The following is a 15,584-nucleotide window of genomic DNA, read 5'->3' as shown; positions in this document are numbered from 1 at the left end:
ACATGGCCTGGTTTAAACGCCGTCACATCTTCACAACCCTATTAATATCGATAATAGTACTGATCAGTATGAGAGCGATGGAGTTCGATCTGTCCAAGTTCCGGGATTTCCGGAACATGATCGAATTCCTTTCAGGCTGGTACCCGATTGAAACCGAAATCATTCCAAGAATGATCATGGAAAGTCTCGATACAATGGCGATGGCGTTTCTGGGCAGTTTCCTTGGACTTGTCGTTGCATTGCCACTTGCATTCGTAGCGGCTCGAAATACGAGCCGTTCTCCTTTTTTATACGGCGCTTTTCGGATCGGATTAAGCTTCTTGAGATCTGTTCCTGAAATCGTATTCGGTCTGATTTTGCTGACTGCACTCGGATTGGGACCTTTCCCTGCAGTCATTGCCATCATTCTTCATAATATCGGAGTGTTAGGTAAGTTGATCTCTGAATTGATTGAAGCAGCGGATGTCGGACCGCAAGAAGCGATGAAATCCGTAGGTGCAAGCAGGTGGCTTGCCAACTTGTTTGCAATCATCCCGCAAATTTGGCCGAATGTCTTATCTCATTACTTTTACCGGTTTGAGGTCGCTATTCGGACATCGCTCATTCTCGGATTTATTGGTGGTGGAGGAATCGGACAGCAATTGTTCAATCATTTCAAAACCTTCCAATATCAGTCTGTCGCGGTCGATGTCTTGTTGATCATGATCATGGTCATTCTCGTCGACTTTGCCGGCAGTAAAATCAGGGAAGCGGTGATCTGATGGAGAATAAAGCGATCATTGAACTGCAAAATATAAGCGTGGAATATCCAGGGGCCGATCACTTTGCGATTGAAGATTTGTCTCTCACGATGGAAACCGGAGAATTCATCTGTGTACTTGGTAAAAGTGGAGCGGGAAAGTCGACGATGATCCGTTGTTTGAATGGTTTGCAGATCCCGACAGAAGGTCATGTCCTCTTTGAAGGGAACGACATTACAGCCTATAAAGAGAAAAAACTCAGGGGAGTCCGGACGAACATGGGCATGATCTTCCAGCACTTCAATTTGATACCGAGATTGTCGGTCATGCAAAATGTGCTGACTGGAACTTTCGGGAAAAGGAATGACATGTTGAGCTTGATAGGCTATTTCAATCAAAAGGAAAGGGAGCAAGCTAATAAAGCGATTGATGCGGTCGAATTGAGCCTCCATGCGAACAAACGGGTGGAACATCTAAGCGGTGGACAGAAGCAGAGGGTTGCGATTGCACGCGCGTTGCTGCAAAGACCGAAAGTGTTTCTCGGGGATGAACCTGTGGCCAGTCTCGATCCAGGTACCGCTAACCGAATCTTCCAACTCCTGAAGAGGATTCACGAAAAGCATCAATTGTTGACGCTCATCAACGTCCATGATGTAAATCTCGCGAAGAAATATGCGACGAGAGTACTCGCCTTGAAAGACGGTAAACTGATTTTCGATGGAAAACCTGAACGATTGACAGAAGAATTGCTTGAAACGATCTACGAATAAGAAAGAGTGATCCAACTGGATCACTCTTTTTGCTATTTCTTTGCATATAAATAGAAGTCTTTCTTTTCAGAAACAGAACCGATGATGGATGTTTCAGGTACACCATGTTCTTTCATCAGCTGTACGTATTGTTCAGCTTCTTCTGCTGGCATGCTGATCAACAGACCACCGGACGTTACGGCATCGCATAACAGCCATTGCTCCAGTTCAGATAATCCCTCATATTGAACATCTTCTGCAATCCAACGATGGTTGGCTTTCGTACCACCAGGAACGAAGCCGGATTCAGCAAGCTCCATCGTTCCATCAAGGACCGGTACATCGTTCAAACGCACTTCCATTGAAACATTGCTACCCTTCGCCATTTCAGAAGCATGACCTAGCAATCCGAATCCTGTTACGTCTGTTACGGCAGTTGGATGGAAATCCTTTAGTTGCTCTGCTGCTGTTTTATTCAAGGTCGCCATAACAGTTGAGACACGCTCGAGCTGTTCTTCAGTCAACCCTTCCTTTTTGATGGCCGTCGTCTGGATACCGACTCCGATCGGTTTCGTCAAGACAAGTACATCCCCTGGCTTGGAACCGACATTTTTGAAGATTTTTTCTGGATGGACGACACCTGTGACGGATAAACCGAATTTCGGCTCGTTATCGTCAATGGAGTGCCCTCCTGCGATGACAGCACCAGATTCTTGTACTTTATCAGCTGCCCCTTTAAGGATTTCAGCTAAAATGTCAGGACCGAGTGACTTGATAGGGAATCCGAGTATGTTCAATACTGTCGTCGGTTGACCCCCCATTGCGTATACATCACTTAGTGAATTTGCTGCTGCAATTTGTCCAAATTGATATGGATCGTCGACAATCGGGGTAAAGAAATCGACCGTTTGGATGATGGCGAGATCATCTGTCAGCTTGTACACGCCAGCATCGTCAGAAGTATCTATACCGACCAATAGATTTGGATCTTTTTCACGTTCTGGTAATTGACGCAAAACTTGCGCCAGGTCTTCAGGACCGATTTTGCATCCTCAGCCACCTTTGGAAGATAAGGTTGTTAAACGAATCTTTTCTTGCTTACTCAATGAAAGCACCTCCTCTCCATAGTATAAACATCTTTTTTGCGATTTGAGAAATAATATACTAGAATGAAAATAATTCAGAAAACGAAGGTAAGGTAATGTTAATTTAGAAGGAATTAACATCATTCTAAGGAGGAATTGTAATGAGTTACAAAGTATCCGTTGAATTTTGCATGCAGTGAAACTACGCTCCAAAGGCCGCGAGTTTCGCGGAACAGTTATTCAATCACTTTCGTTCAGACGTGACTTCTCTTGATTTGATTCCGAGTTCTGGCGGGGCATTCGAAGTCACCGTAAATGGAACGAAATTGTATTCCAAGCTGGAAACGGGTGAGTTTCCAGACAGCGATCAGTTATTTGCAGAATTTGATTCTTTGAATAGATAGGTACGACACCTCCTGAGGCTTTCCCTGGAGGTGTTCTTACGCCTTCAGAGGAGTGAACGATGTTGAACGAACAATTGCGACTGCTACCTGCAGTCCACCTTATACAGTCAGACAGCCGGTTTGAAGATATCCTGAGTAAGAGTGAGTACTCGTCAGAGGGCTTGACTACCATCACACAAGAAATCTTGAGTTCGATCCGAAAACGGATTCTCGATGGAGAAGCGTTAGGCTTTGAAACCAAGAACAGTATGTTGGATTACATTTTTGATGAATTGGACCAAAAAGTATCATCGGATTCTACATATAATCTGCGTTCGGTCATCAACGCAACAGGGGTGGTCATCCATACAAATCTGGGACGTTCCCGACTGAGTGAAAAAGCTCTTCGACAGATGACGAATGTAGCTAAGCATTATTCCAACCTCGAATATAAGATCGAGGAGGGAAAGCGCGGTTCCCGTCATGATTTGGTAGAGGACGTGCTACAGGAGATCACTGGTGCGGAAGCGGCTATGGTCGTCAACAATAATGCAGCTGCTGTATACCTTGTACTCCGTGCTTTGGCTAAAGATCGGTCAGTCGTGGTTTCAAGGGGTGAACTCGTCGAGATCGGTGGTTCATTCCGTGTATCCTCTATAATGGAAGAGAGTGGTGCAGAACTGAAAGAAGTCGGCACTACGAACAAGACGCATCGCCACGATTATGAGGATGCCATTGATGAGACGACGGCCATGCTCATGAAGGTCCATACATCCAATTTTAAGGTCGTCGGGTTTACAGATTCTGTTTCAACCAGAGAATTGGTGGATGTGGCTGTTGAACACGAAGGAGTACTCACTTATGAAGATTTAGGGAGTGGGGCCCTTTATGATTTCGAGCAACAAGGAATAGGGGACGAACCAGTTGTAAAAAAAGTCGTAGGAACAGGTGTCGACGTCGTCACGTTCAGCGGGGACAAACTGCTAGGTGGTCCACAATGTGGCATTATCGCTGGAAAAGCTTCACTGATTCGGAAGCTGAAGAAGCATCAATTAGCGAGAGTGCTAAGAGTCGACAAGTTCACCTTGGCTGCATTGGAAGCGACTCTTTTATCGTATAAATATGATCAGTTAGAAGAGATACCGACTGTCCGAGATATTTTGCGTACTGCTGAGGAGATCAAGACCCAGGCACAACATTTCATTGATCAAGTCAGCGGATTAGAGAACGTGTCCTTCAGCATACAGGAAAGTGTCTCTAAAATCGGTGGAGGTACGATGCCTGAAGTCGAGCTCCCGACGTACGTTGTTTCAGTCCGTCATGATACATTGACCAGCGAGGAATTGTTTGTTCAACTTCGTGGAGCGGAGACCCCGATTATCGGAAGGATAAAGGACGAACAGTTTTTCTTGGACTTCCGCACAGTCACTTTAGAAGAACAAAAGGAACTCGTGCAAATTTTTGAAACGATTTTCGTTTAATTTCAATATAAATGGGTAAAAAAACCGTAAGATGACCCTTCCTAGGGTTCACCGTACGGTTTTTTTGAACGTAAAAATCAGATATGGCCACCGTGCTTTTGGCGTGTATGATTCGCTTTCTTCACTTTTTTGGATCCATCAAGTGGTTCAGGTTGCCCTGGATTGTCACCTTTCGGAGCATTTTTCCTCTGGTCTTTGTATGTGTTTCTTTCTGTCATTCGGAACCCTCCATTAAATATCAGACCTTAAAATTTAGTATGCAGGAGGGTACGGAAGGATATTCATCACGTTGTTGGAATAAATCGGCTTGTCCTGTTTCATATTAATGAAAGACCATTATGAAAGGAAGAGGGATTCTCATGCCATATCATAAGGATAAACAACAAGCATTCCAGGCGGCTCAACAAGGTTATGAGCAGGCGATCAAAGCGAATGGCGCAGCACTTGAGAGTTCAGCAGATCCTGATTTTGCTACGAAAGAGCAAATGTTCACTCAGGAATTGAATGAAGCATTGCAACAGATCGACAACGCTTTAGAAGTTGCAAGTGAGCATCAGCGAGTGCAGTTGAAGCAATATCAAGAGGATTTGTACAATCTTAGAAAAGATCTTTATTAATACAAAAGTGTAAATGGTAAAGGGGTTGTCCCGACAGACAACCCTGTTTTATATGCTCATTATTGATTCTTTTTGCGTTTCTTATTGTTTTGGCGTTCATTAGCAGTCAACGGTTCGTTCGCAAATTCGTGATCGAACTCCGAAGACTGTTGTACGGCCTGTTTGTCGGAAAAAGATGCGTTCACTTTACCTCTTTTCGGTTTAGCCAATGGATTTCACCTCCACGAGTATAGTGTGTTTCCAAAGCGTAGCAACATACACACTTCATTATTACTTTTATAGATATCGAAAAATCAATATAGTGTTTCTAATCATAGTTATTCTTTTTGAAAGATTTTTGCTTCTAAGTCATTTTTAAAAATCACCTTGTGAAAGTGATTGGAGAGCAAGGTGCGAGACTCCTGCGGGATTAGCGGGACAGGTGAGACCATTCAATGTCGCAAAGCGACGAGTGGGCTCACCGCACGCCCCGCGGAAAGCGAGCATCCTGGAACGGAAATCAACGACTAGAGCAACAAAGTTTGCGAAAACAGCCTAATCATAAGAAAATCTTATGATTATCCATAAAAATATTGAAATTTACTTATGTTCTGCTCTATACTACACTAGTGTAGAAGGAAGGATAAAACAAATAGAAACAGCAACAGTAATCTTTCGACAGCATTCCAGTAATTGATGTATCATGGACAGGAGAAGGAGGTTTTTCGCATGAGCACAAATGATGTTTATAATGCTAAAAAGACATTTGATGCAAACGGAAAAACGTATCATTATTATGACTTGAAAGCGCTTGACCAAGCGGGAGTAGGAAACACATCCCGTCTACCTTATTCCATTAAGGTATTGTTAGAATCAGTTTTACGTCAATACGACGGTAGAGTGATTGGAAAAGAGCACGTTGAAAACTTAGCAAAATGGGGAACGAAAGACGTCAAGGACATTGATGTTCCTTTCAAACCTTCACGTGTCATCTTGCAGGACTTCACTGGTGTTCCTGCAGTCGTTGACCTTGCATCTCTTCGTAAGGCGATGGCGGACATGGGTGGTTCACCAGACCAGATCAACCCTGAAATTCCGGTTGACCTCGTTATCGACCACTCCGTACAAGTTGACAAATATGGTACAGACGATGCGTTGAAATTCAATATGAAGCGAGAATTCGAACGTAACCTTGAGCGTTACAAATTCTTGCGTTGGGCACAAACGTCATTCGACAACTATCGTGCTGTGCCACCAGCAACAGGTATCGTCCACCAGGTTAACCTTGAATACTTAGCATCTGTAGTAGGTTCTCATGAAGCAGATGGAGAACACGTAGCATACCCGGATTCCCTTGTCGGAACGGACTCTCATACGACAATGATCAACGGAATCGGTGTACTCGGTTGGGGTGTTGGTGGAATTGAAGCGGAAGCAGGCATGCTCGGCCAGCCATCTTACTTCCCGGTACCAGAAGTCATCGGTGTGAAGTTGACAGGTGAAATGCCTGAAGGAACAACTGCAACAGACCTTGCACTTAAGGTAACGCAAGTTCTACGTCAAAAGAATGTTGTCGGTAAGTTCGTCGAGTTCTTCGGACCAGGTCTTGCAGACATGACATTAGCTGACCGTGCAACGATTTCCAACATGGCACCTGAATACGGTGCGACTTGCGGATTCTTCCCAGTAGACGATGAAACATTGAACTACATGCGTTTGACTGGACGTTCACCAGAACAAGTAGAACTAGTTGAAAAGTATGCGAAAGCAAACGGCATGTTCTACACGCCAGGAACAGAAGATCCACAATTCACAGATGTTGTAGATGTGAATCTTTCTGAATTGGAACCGAACTTGTCTGGACCTAAACGTCCTCAAGACTTGATTCCACTATCTGAAATGAAAGATGCGTTCAACCGTGCGTTGGTTGCTCCAGCAGGAAACAGCGGATTCGGTCTAGAGAAAGACGAAATCAACAAATCTGTTGAAATCAAGCACCCGAACGGTAAAGTTTCCAACATGAAGACGGGTGACCTTGCGATTGCAGCGATCACAAGTTGTACGAACACGTCCAACCCAAGTGTTATGCTCGGAGCGGGACTCATCGCGAAAAAAGCGGTTGAAAAAGGATTGGAAGTACCTGAATACGTGAAAACAAGTTTGGCACCGGGATCCAAAGTTGTTACTGGTTACCTTGAAGAGTCCGGTCTAATGCCTTACATGGATAAGCTTGGTTTCAACCTTGTCGGTTATGGCTGTACAACATGTATCGGTAACTCCGGTCCATTGGCAGAAGAGATCGAAGAGGGCATCGCGAAGAGCGATCTAGTCGTTTCATCTGTTCTTTCCGGTAACCGTAACTTTGAAGGACGTATCCACCCGCTTGTAAAAGCGAACTACCTGGCTTCACCGCCACTTGTCGTCGCTTATGCTTTGGCTGGCTCTGTCGACTTTGATCTCCAAAAGGATTCATTCGGTAAAGATAAAGACGGAAATGAAGTGTACTTCAAGGATCTATGGCCTACAACTGCTGAAATCAAGGAAGCGATGGATCATGCTGTAAAACCTGAACTCTTCAAGAAAGAATACGAGCGTGTATTTGATGACAACCAGGAATGGAACGATCTCGACACGACAGAAGAAGAGCTATACAGCTGGGATGATGACTCCACATACATCCAAAACCCTCCATTCTTCCAAGGCTTGTCCAAGGAGCCAGGTAAGATTGAGAAGCTTGACAACATGCGCGTAGTTGGTAAGTTTGGTGACTCCGTAACAACGGACCACATCTCACCAGCAGGTGCAATTGCGAAAGACAGCCCAGCAGGACAATACTTGATGGATAACGGCGTGAAGCCATCCGAGTTCAACTCTTACGGATCCCGTCGTGGTAACCATGAAGTCATGATGCGTGGTACTTTTGCAAATATTAGAATTAAGAACCAGATCGCTCCCGGAACTGAGGGCGGATGGACGACTTACTGGCCGACTGAAGAAGTAATGTACATCTATGATGCTTGCATGAAGTATCAACAAGATGGTACAGGACTTGCAGTACTAGCTGGTAAGGACTACGGAATGGGAAGCTCTCGTGACTGGGCTGCAAAGGGTACAAACCTTCTCGGCATTAAGACAGTCATCGCTGAAAGCTTCGAGCGTATCCACAGAAGTAACCTTGTCTTGATGGGTGTTCTTCCACTTCAATTCAAGGATGGAGACAGCGCTGAATCACTAGGTTTGACAGGTAAAGAAACATTCGATGTCGACATCGACGAAAATGTGAAACCTCGTCAAATGTTGAAAGTAACGGCTACGGACGAAGAAGGCAATAAGAAAGAATTCGAAGTTGTCGCTCGTTTCGATAGTGAAGTTGAAATCGACTACTACCGTCACGGTGGTATCCTTCAAATGGTTCTACGTAATAAACTTCAAAACGCATAAGTCTTTGACTATAGATAGCAGCTCCTTTTTGAGGGGCTGCTATTTCCATACATAAAGGGAGAGAACGAATAGGTGAAATACTTCAATTGGATGACCTTTGTCGTCATACTTGTCATCATTCTGTCCGCTTGTTCCTTACCAGAAACGGAAACAGCGGAGAAAGGAATTTATTCTGTAACAAAAGTGATCGATGGAGATACGTTCAAAGTCGACTATGAAGGGGAGGAAGAAACGATCCGACTCTTGCTGATCGATACACCCGAAACGGTCCATCCGAATAAACCCGTCCAGCCATACGGGAAAGAGGCGAGCCAATTCATGAAGGAAAAGTTAGCAGGACAAGAAGTGGAGCTAGAGTTAGACGTCTCGGAAAGGGATAAATACGGACGGATTTTGGCTTACGCATACGACATGGAAGGAAACATGCTGAATGAACTGCTTTTACAAAAAGGTCTTGCACGTGTCGCTTACATTTTTCCACCAAACACGAAATATGTGGAACGGTTTCAAACGATCCAGAAGGATGCCCAAAAACGGGAAGTTGGAATTTGGAGTTTAGAGAACTATGTAACCTCTGATGGATTTTCAGACACTGAGAGTGAAACGGAAGGATCTTCTACAAACGAGAATGCAGCGTGTGATATCAAAGGGAATATCAATTCAGATGGAGAAAAGATCTACCATATGCCGGACGGAGCTTACTATGAGGTGACGAAAGCTGAAGAGATGTTCTGTTCTGAAAAAGAAGCGGAGAAAGCAGGCTTTAGACCTTCTAGCAGGTAATCTTCTAGGCACTCAACATTTTTATATAAACTTTCTGATAATTGGAATAAAATAGGCCAAAAGCGGGAAAGAATAAAGATAGTGTCAAGAGTGCGAGGAGGTTACATATGAGAAAGAGCAAAAAGCGATCCTTCAAAGATCTGGTACTCGAAAACAAAAGAGAGCTATTGAAAGATCAAGAAGCGATGGAACAGCTTGAAATCCGATTAGAGAACAGACATCTGAAAAACAGCTGAAAAGCAGGAGTGATCCTGTTTTTTCTTTTGTACATTTTCTTACAAATTTCTTCTTCAAGTTTCTTTTGAAATGGGGAACGATAAGACGGAAGGGAGGCTGATGAATTGAGCAATCCTAAACGTCATCCAAAAGACTTCGTTCCGAACCACATCGGGACGCAACAAAAACCGGCTGGTGGGAACAAGGGGAAGCAGATGAGCAACAAGTCCGATGAACAGCCGGACTATGCTCCTCCAAAAGGATAAGATACCGAAGTGTGCAGTGAATGGCTGCACACTTTTTTCAATCAACAAAAAAATCATCATTGAACGGACTAAAAATTGTAGAAACCCTCTATAAACTGCTCTCTGAAACGAATTCTTTTGAAGAACGAAGGGGGAGAAGTGGAAGATATGACAGTACAAGCAATGATTCAACCACTTGATGTAACAAATCGGGACAAACAAGATCCTTTTTATAGAAAACTCGAAATCCATATGCAAAGACTCGGTCATCTCATTCCTTTCAAAGAGCAATTGAATTGGGATTCACCTATAACAACGATCGATCTCGGAGATCTTGAAACGTTGAAAAATTTCAGGAAGAAGACGGCCAAGAATGATGGCGTACTTTTGCTTTATGCAAAGCTCACGAAAGGCACGATTTATCAGCACATCATCTTACACCCGAACAACACGGGCATATACCTGCCATTCCGTTTTGAGGATCCATTCTATATGTCGATCGGGAGTAAGAAAGTATGGATCGGTTCTTCTGTAAGGCTTCTTGAAGAATTAGGTTGGTTGGAAATGTCGATGTCTGAAGAAGAAGACAAATCGATCGTTTCCTATTGGAATAATCTGAGGAAAGCTTGTGAAGCATCAGTTGAACATACGACTCCGATCATGCTTCAATCATCGTGAATAAGGTTTGTCTGTAATCTGGTATTCAAACGGATACTCAAACCGCTTTTATAAAGAGCTGCCATACGGAATGGCAGCTTTCTTTATGCAATCGTCAGTGCAGAAAGTAGCCCTGTTCGTATGATATAATGATTCCGATTGGGAAATGCAGGTGGTGAAAGAAAATGAATGCAGAACGAATACAAATACAAGATATTCAGAAACAAATCAACGACTTATATAGAAAAAAACAATATCCACCTAATGCGGAGATTGAATTGCTGAAGTATCTTCAATCCGTTGAAAGCTGGAAACAGACGGAGAACGAAGACGAAGGTACATTGAATCAATTGATGGCGCAATTGAATGCTTTGATCGTTAAGGTAAGGATGGAACGAACGCACAGTATCGATTCGTCCATGAAACAACGGCTTGATCTGACAATGAAAATTGGAGAACAAGACGTCATCGTACAGGATGTGGCATACAACTACGCCTTGATTGAACTGGACGATTGGATTCAATCCATCAACCTGCCGGTCATCCGGGAAACAGACAATGTTCCTGCAAAACGAAAAGCAGCGGATGATGCCATTTACACCTCAGAGGAAGTACAAAGTAAAAAGCGCCACATCAAACAACTTGTGGAGCAAGGCAGACATTCTTCAAATGTTTTGAATGAACAGTCTAAGATTCAAACGATAGAAGAACAAGCCGAACAAGTGGACCGTTTATTCGATTTGTTCAGCCGTCTTCATGAAGTTGCGGATGAATACCGTTCTTCCTTATCCGGATCATTCCACCCATCTGCTCTTCAATCGGAAATGAAAGAGCTCATAAATGAATTCAAGATGATTCAAGAAAAGTGGCTGGAAGAAGCCGAAAGGGAAAATGATTCGAGTACGGCACTCATGCAGTTGAACGAAATGATCGGTATGGATGAAGTGAAAGAACGGGTCCACAAGCTGTATCAGTTCTTGCAATTCCAAAAGGTACGGCAGCAAAAAGGGTATCGAATGAAAGATGAATTGAGCTTGAATATGGTTCTGACAGGACACCCGGGTACAGGGAAGACGACAATCGCACGTCTTCTCGCTAAATTGTATCATGATCTTGGGATTCTCCCGAAAAGCGAAGTTACAGAAGTGGACCGCTCACAGCTTGTAGGCGCGTATGTCGGTCAGACCGAAGAGAACACAATGAAAGTGATACAACGGGCTGTCGGTGGTGTCTTATTCATTGATGAAGCTTATACGTTGAAGCGCGAAGGCGCATCAGGTAATGATTACGGACAGACAGTGATCGATACACTCGTGTCCGCCATGACGAATAGTGAATATGCGGGTCAATTCGCCGTCATCCTAGCAGGGTATCCGGAAGAGATGAGACAGTTTCTACAAATGAATCCAGGCTTGCAGAGCCGGTTTCCTGAAAGCAATCACATCTATCTTCCACAATATTCGAATGAAGAGCTCTTGCAAATTGCCGAAAAGGTCGCTTTTGAAAACGATTATACTTTCACTCCTGATGCTCTGAAGAGAATGGAAGAGAAAATCGACTATGCAAGAGTCGACGAATCATTCGGAAATGCCCGGACTGTAAGGAACCTCGTACTGGATGTCATTTTTCAAAAAGGGGCGAACCTTCCTGCAGACCAGGATCTTACCGCTCAGGATTTGACGTTGATCGTAAAAGATGACGTACAAATCAACACGTCTACTTATGAAGAAGATCCAGATGAGCATCTCGACCAGCTTGTCGGCTTGGAAAAGATAAAAAGTGAAATGCAATCGCTGAGTTCGTTCATTGAAGTTCAACAAATGAGAAGGGACCGTGGTTTGCCATCCGTGCCGATCCAGCTTCATTCCGTATTCGTCGGTAACCCTGGAACGGGAAAGACCACCGTCGCGTCTATTTATGCGAACCTGTTAAAAAAGAAAGGATTTTTAAAGCGGGGACATCTCATCGTAGCTGGCCGTTCCGATCTAGTAGCCGGCTATACGGGTCAAACCGCGATCAAAACCCGAAAGAAAGTGAGAGAAGCGCTTGGAGGGGTGTTGTTCATCGATGAAGCGTATTCTCTTTACACAGGTCAAGGTGCAGACTTCGGAAAAGAAGCAATCAACACGATGGTTGAAGAAATGACGAAGCATAATGAAAATCTTGTCGTCATTTTAGCCGGTTATCCGAAAGAAACCGAGCAGCTGCTCAACAGTAATCCTGGACTCTCTTCACGGTTCAAGAAGTTTTTCCATTTCGAAGATTATACGGTGGAACAATTGATTGAAATCATGGAAAGGTATTCCGATCGTTACGGTTATTCGTGGGAGGCGTCCACAAAGGACTACTTGCTGAAACGCCTCCAAGAAATAGACATCGATGGGAATGGTCGTTTTGCGACAGATTTAATCGATACCGCAATCCAGCTCCAAGCACATCGTATTATGAAAGCGAGCGAGGACTTGGACGAAAATTCACTCAAACAGTTGAAACAGATCGATTTCGAAAAAGCGATACTAGAAGTGAAATAGGGGATGATATCGTGCATGTAACACATACTGAAATAGAAGTCCGATATGCGGAAACGGATCAAATGGGAGTTGTCCATCATGCCAATTACCTTGTCTGGTTCGAGCTAGGTCGGACACGCTTCATCAAAGAACTCGGTTTCAGTTATCCGAAAATGGAAGAGGATGGTGTACTTGCACCTGTTACGGATATCAATATTTCTTACAAGAAACCGTTCCGTTATGGTGATACGGCTACGATCAAAACGTGGCTGGATGATTATACGGGTCTCCGTGCCATTTACGGCTACGAAATTTATAATGAACAAGATGAACTGTGCATAACAGGCACATCTTCACATGTACTTGTAGATAAGGAAACATTCAAACCATTGATCATGAAAAAGGTCCTTCCAGATTGGCATAAGGCATATAAGGAAGCAATGAAGCCTTTACAACAAGAAAGGTAACGAACGGAATGGCATTTGGGATAAAAAGAGATGAGTTGCAGTCATGGAAAGAGAAAGTAAATCAAAATCAAATTGCTTTTCTGACGCATTATTGGATAGATGAGCGGTTTCCGGACTGCAATACAGTCACAAAAGTAGGATGCAAGGATCTTCAGAAGTTGTTCGAATGGGGACAACGCTATGGGTTGAAAAAAGAGTGGGTTGACTACCGATGGGACTTTCCTCATTTTGATCTAGTGGGGGAACGGCAATTGAAAGTGCTGAAAGCAGAAAATCAATGGGAGCAGATTGAAAGATTCAAATTGGATGGTTGATCGGTGTGAGGGGATTGTGGTTGCGACATGCCCTTCCCGCGGTAAAGTGAGAATTTTTCCCCGCGGGAGTATGTGCATGTAGAGTTTGCGTTAATCTTGTTCCGTATATTCGTAAGATATTTCATCGTATTTACGGCTATACTTGATCTTCAAATCATGATCGTTGAAATACCAAAGGTCTTTGTCTTCAATGAAGAAAGTAACACCATCGGATTCGAATGTTTTCGCAGGTTCGAATGGGTTTTCTTTTGAAATACCCAAGGAATAACCTGACTGAACGGTACTACAACCGCCTACTCGTGCGAAGAATCTGACGTGATCACCTTCTGATAAGTCTAGTTCATTGATGAACCATTGAACGGCAGGTTTTGTAATTGAGAAATCCATTGTCGATCCTCCTTATCCATTTATCGAAATTACAATACATCATCTGATTCGGATGCAATAACTGTATCAACAGCCTATCGGGAATGCAACCGATTTGCAATCACAATGTACTACGGTTTATATTCCCGTTCATAAGGTAATTTAAAGCATAAATCACAGAAAGATTTCCATAGATCGAGGGGATTTTATGAGTATGAAAAAATGGATATTCCTGGTCCTTGTCCCTCTGGTAGCTATTATCGGTCTTCTTTTATTCATAAACAACCCGGAAGAGGAACCAGAATCCGATCCGGTAATCGGTCCGATCGTAAACGAACCACCAGAAGAAGAGAAGACTGAAGAAGAGAAGCCGGAAGAGGAAAAGAAAGAGGATAAGAAGGACGATAAGAAGGAAGAAGAAGTAACGGAATCCGTCATAGAGGATGTCCATATTGTAGGACTAGGGGATTCTTTGACGAAAGGATCAGGAGACAAGACGAAAGGTGGTTATATCCATCCCGTTTCTCAATACATCCAAGAACAATCTGAGGAGAGCGTTAGTCTGAAGAACTTCGGAATCCATGGACTACCTAGTAAAAAACTCGTACCGAAAGTCGATGAGGAGAACGTCCGCGAGCATATTGAAAAGGCGGATCACATATTCATCACCATCGGTGGCAATGATATATTGAATATCGTGGAGTACAACTTTTTCAGTCTGAATATGGACTTGTTTGAAACCGGGAAGGTGAGATATAGGAAAAACCTGTTCGTCATCGTCCAGACGATCAGGGCATTGAATCCGGATGCCAATGTGTATTTAATCGGAATGTTCAACCCTTTCCATAACTTCTTCCAGGATATCAAAGAGATCGACGGTGTCATCGAAGATTGGAACAAAACTGCGGAATTAGTTGCAGATATCAATGATAATACGCAATACATTCCAGTCGACGATATCTTCATTGAAGAAGACAGTGACGAACTGTTTGCGAATGACAAACTGCATCCGAACCAAAAAGGGTACGTGAAGATGGCAAATCGGATACAGGAGTATTTAAATTTACCTGAGGATGAATGAGATTAACAGGTTTATTTCAGAGGTGCAAACAAGTAAATCTCAAAGAGAAACGCACTGGATTTCACATTGGAATTCACAGTGCGTTTTTTATTGTTATATCAGCCCTTCCCTAAACTTTTGTGCCTAATTTACATATGAATTCACATACCATTTCACAAGGGCTGAAACAATTATTGGAGGGCTGTGAATTTAGATGTGATTTGTGTTGTACGGACAGGAGATCCGTTATTTGTGACAAAAACGCTCCTTTCGGGGTGCAAACGGACATCAGAGACGCTATTCTTTAAAAAGTATATGGTTTTTAATGATTTTGGCCCAAATAAGGTACCATATGTCCGTTAGGTTTAGTAAAAGTGAATAATGTATAGAAATAAGGTCCTCAATGTCCGTTAGATTTATGAATTAGTCATTCTTCATCAATTATCAGGTGCACTTGCTGAATAAGTAACTGGTTCCATTAAGACTCAAGA

At 43.3% G+C, this 15,584-nt stretch carries 18 protein-coding genes; 14 read left to right on the top strand and 4 right to left on the bottom strand.

From position 1 onward, the window contains the following. Positions 1 to 2 precede the first annotated feature (2 nt). The gene (gene phnE / locus ACXQIQ_RS03855) at positions 3 to 761 is read left to right on the top strand and encodes a phosphonate ABC transporter, permease protein PhnE (RefSeq protein ID WP_439300055.1); all 759 of its coding nucleotides are present in this window, start codon (positions 3 to 5) and stop codon (positions 759 to 761) included. After that, on the top strand, positions 761 to 1,510 hold the full coding sequence (gene phnC / locus ACXQIQ_RS03850) for a phosphonate ABC transporter ATP-binding protein (RefSeq protein WP_439300056.1): 750 nt from the start codon (positions 761 to 763) through the stop codon (positions 1,508 to 1,510). Before phnE ends, phnC begins: the two co-directional genes overlap by 1 nt. 32 nt (positions 1,511 to 1,542) lie before the next feature. On the opposite strand, the gene selD is transcribed toward phnC, so the two are convergent. Then, a complete protein-coding gene (gene selD, locus ACXQIQ_RS03845) occupies positions 1,543 to 2,595 on the bottom strand; it encodes a selenide, water dikinase SelD (protein ID WP_439300057.1) in 1,053 nt (350 codons plus the stop codon). A 239-nt stretch (positions 2,596 to 2,834) separates the two neighbouring features. Between selD and ACXQIQ_RS03840 the strand changes: the two genes are divergently transcribed. Both ACXQIQ_RS03840 and selA read left to right on the top strand, forming a co-directional pair. After that, complete coding sequence (locus tag ACXQIQ_RS03840) at positions 2,835 to 2,978, top strand: Rdx family protein (RefSeq protein WP_458025845.1); 144 nt, start codon at positions 2,835 to 2,837, stop codon at positions 2,976 to 2,978. A gap of 59 nt (positions 2,979 to 3,037) precedes the next feature. Further along, on the top strand, positions 3,038 to 4,438 hold the full coding sequence (gene selA, locus ACXQIQ_RS03835; RefSeq protein ID WP_439300058.1) for an L-seryl-tRNA(Sec) selenium transferase: 1,401 nt from the start codon (positions 3,038 to 3,040) through the stop codon (positions 4,436 to 4,438). 77 nt (positions 4,439 to 4,515) lie between these two features. On the opposite strand, the gene ACXQIQ_RS03830 is transcribed toward selA, so the two are convergent. Further along, positions 4,516 to 4,656, bottom strand: a complete 141-nt coding sequence (locus ACXQIQ_RS03830; RefSeq protein ID WP_439300059.1) for a small acid-soluble spore protein P — start codon at positions 4,654 to 4,656, stop codon at positions 4,516 to 4,518. A 141-nt stretch (positions 4,657 to 4,797) separates the two neighbouring features. Here ACXQIQ_RS03830 and ACXQIQ_RS03825 point away from each other — a divergent pair, with 141 nt between their 5' ends. Then, a complete protein-coding gene (locus tag ACXQIQ_RS03825; RefSeq protein WP_226550110.1) occupies positions 4,798 to 5,055 on the top strand; it encodes a hypothetical protein in 258 nt (85 codons plus the stop codon). Between the two features lie 59 nt (positions 5,056 to 5,114). On the opposite strand, the gene sspO is transcribed toward ACXQIQ_RS03825, so the two are convergent. Then, positions 5,115 to 5,264: a small acid-soluble spore protein O gene (gene sspO, locus ACXQIQ_RS03820; protein ID WP_439300060.1), complete on the bottom strand. Its 150-nt coding sequence runs from the start codon at positions 5,262 to 5,264 to the stop codon at positions 5,115 to 5,117. Positions 5,265 to 5,763: 499 nt separating this feature from the next. Here sspO and acnA point away from each other — a divergent pair, with 499 nt between their 5' ends. The 8 genes from acnA to ACXQIQ_RS03780 all read left to right on the top strand — a co-directional run bounded on the left by acnA (position 5,764) and on the right by ACXQIQ_RS03780 (position 13,667). Next, on the top strand, positions 5,764 to 8,475 hold the full coding sequence (gene acnA, locus ACXQIQ_RS03815; protein ID WP_439300061.1) for an aconitate hydratase AcnA: 2,712 nt from the start codon (positions 5,764 to 5,766) through the stop codon (positions 8,473 to 8,475). A gap of 72 nt (positions 8,476 to 8,547) precedes the next feature. Then, complete coding sequence (locus ACXQIQ_RS03810) at positions 8,548 to 9,258, top strand: thermonuclease family protein (RefSeq protein ID WP_439300062.1); 711 nt, start codon at positions 8,548 to 8,550, stop codon at positions 9,256 to 9,258. 107 nt (positions 9,259 to 9,365) lie between these two features. Further along, the gene (locus tag ACXQIQ_RS03805) at positions 9,366 to 9,494 is read left to right on the top strand and encodes an FbpB family small basic protein (protein WP_439300063.1); all 129 of its coding nucleotides are present in this window, start codon (positions 9,366 to 9,368) and stop codon (positions 9,492 to 9,494) included. A gap of 105 nt (positions 9,495 to 9,599) precedes the next feature. After that, complete coding sequence (locus tag ACXQIQ_RS03800; RefSeq protein ID WP_439300064.1) at positions 9,600 to 9,740, top strand: acid-soluble spore protein N; 141 nt, start codon at positions 9,600 to 9,602, stop codon at positions 9,738 to 9,740. Between the two features lie 147 nt (positions 9,741 to 9,887). Continuing rightward, on the top strand, positions 9,888 to 10,397 hold the full coding sequence (locus tag ACXQIQ_RS03795) for a hypothetical protein (protein ID WP_439300065.1): 510 nt from the start codon (positions 9,888 to 9,890) through the stop codon (positions 10,395 to 10,397). 164 nt (positions 10,398 to 10,561) lie between these two features. Beyond that, the gene (locus ACXQIQ_RS03790) at positions 10,562 to 12,907 is read left to right on the top strand and encodes an AAA family ATPase (protein WP_439300066.1); all 2,346 of its coding nucleotides are present in this window, start codon (positions 10,562 to 10,564) and stop codon (positions 12,905 to 12,907) included. Positions 12,908 to 12,918: 11 nt separating this feature from the next. Beyond that, entirely contained in the window at positions 12,919 to 13,353 is a 435-nt protein-coding gene (locus ACXQIQ_RS03785) for an acyl-CoA thioesterase (RefSeq protein ID WP_439300067.1), read from the top strand. An 8-nt stretch (positions 13,354 to 13,361) separates the two neighbouring features. Next, complete coding sequence (locus tag ACXQIQ_RS03780) at positions 13,362 to 13,667, top strand: hypothetical protein (protein ID WP_439300068.1); 306 nt, start codon at positions 13,362 to 13,364, stop codon at positions 13,665 to 13,667. 90 nt (positions 13,668 to 13,757) lie between these two features. On the opposite strand, the gene ACXQIQ_RS03775 is transcribed toward ACXQIQ_RS03780, so the two are convergent. Then, positions 13,758 to 14,054 carry a HesB/YadR/YfhF family protein gene (locus tag ACXQIQ_RS03775; protein WP_439300069.1) on the bottom strand — a complete coding sequence of 99 codons (297 nt, stop codon included), beginning with the start codon at positions 14,052 to 14,054 and terminating at the stop codon, positions 13,758 to 13,760. Positions 14,055 to 14,247: 193 nt separating this feature from the next. Here ACXQIQ_RS03775 and ACXQIQ_RS03770 point away from each other — a divergent pair, with 193 nt between their 5' ends. Then, entirely contained in the window at positions 14,248 to 15,114 is an 867-nt protein-coding gene (locus ACXQIQ_RS03770; RefSeq protein WP_439300070.1) for a GDSL-type esterase/lipase family protein, read from the top strand. The last annotated feature ends 470 nt before the right edge of the window (positions 15,115 to 15,584 follow it).

The sequence above is a fragment of the Pseudalkalibacillus sp. Hm43 genome (assembly GCF_054170705.1).
This window is presented reverse-complemented; position numbering and strand designations above follow the sequence as displayed.

Excerpts from the sequence above, each read along its gene's own strand:
- phnE (WP_439300055.1), top strand. The coding sequence starts at position 3 with ATGGCCTGGTTTAAACGCCGTCACATCTTCACAACCCTATTAATATCG.
- phnC (WP_439300056.1), top strand. The coding sequence starts at position 761 with ATGGAGAATAAAGCGATCATTGAACTGCAAAATATAAGCGTGGAATAT.
- selA (WP_439300058.1), top strand. The coding sequence starts at position 3,038 with ATGTTGAACGAACAATTGCGACTGCTACCTGCAGTCCACCTTATACAG.
- ACXQIQ_RS03830 (WP_439300059.1), bottom strand. The coding sequence starts at position 4,656 with ATGACAGAAAGAAACACATACAAAGACCAGAGGAAAAATGCTCCGAAA.
- ACXQIQ_RS03825 (WP_226550110.1), top strand. The coding sequence starts at position 4,798 with ATGCCATATCATAAGGATAAACAACAAGCATTCCAGGCGGCTCAACAA.
- acnA (WP_439300061.1), top strand. The coding sequence starts at position 5,764 with ATGAGCACAAATGATGTTTATAATGCTAAAAAGACATTTGATGCAAAC.
- ACXQIQ_RS03805 (WP_439300063.1), top strand. The coding sequence starts at position 9,366 with ATGAGAAAGAGCAAAAAGCGATCCTTCAAAGATCTGGTACTCGAAAAC.
- ACXQIQ_RS03795 (WP_439300065.1), top strand. The coding sequence starts at position 9,888 with ATGACAGTACAAGCAATGATTCAACCACTTGATGTAACAAATCGGGAC.
- ACXQIQ_RS03790 (WP_439300066.1), top strand. The coding sequence starts at position 10,562 with ATGAATGCAGAACGAATACAAATACAAGATATTCAGAAACAAATCAAC.
- ACXQIQ_RS03780 (WP_439300068.1), top strand. The coding sequence starts at position 13,362 with ATGGCATTTGGGATAAAAAGAGATGAGTTGCAGTCATGGAAAGAGAAA.
- ACXQIQ_RS03775 (WP_439300069.1), bottom strand. The coding sequence starts at position 14,054 with ATGGATTTCTCAATTACAAAACCTGCCGTTCAATGGTTCATCAATGAA.
- ACXQIQ_RS03770 (WP_439300070.1), top strand. The coding sequence starts at position 14,248 with ATGAAAAAATGGATATTCCTGGTCCTTGTCCCTCTGGTAGCTATTATC.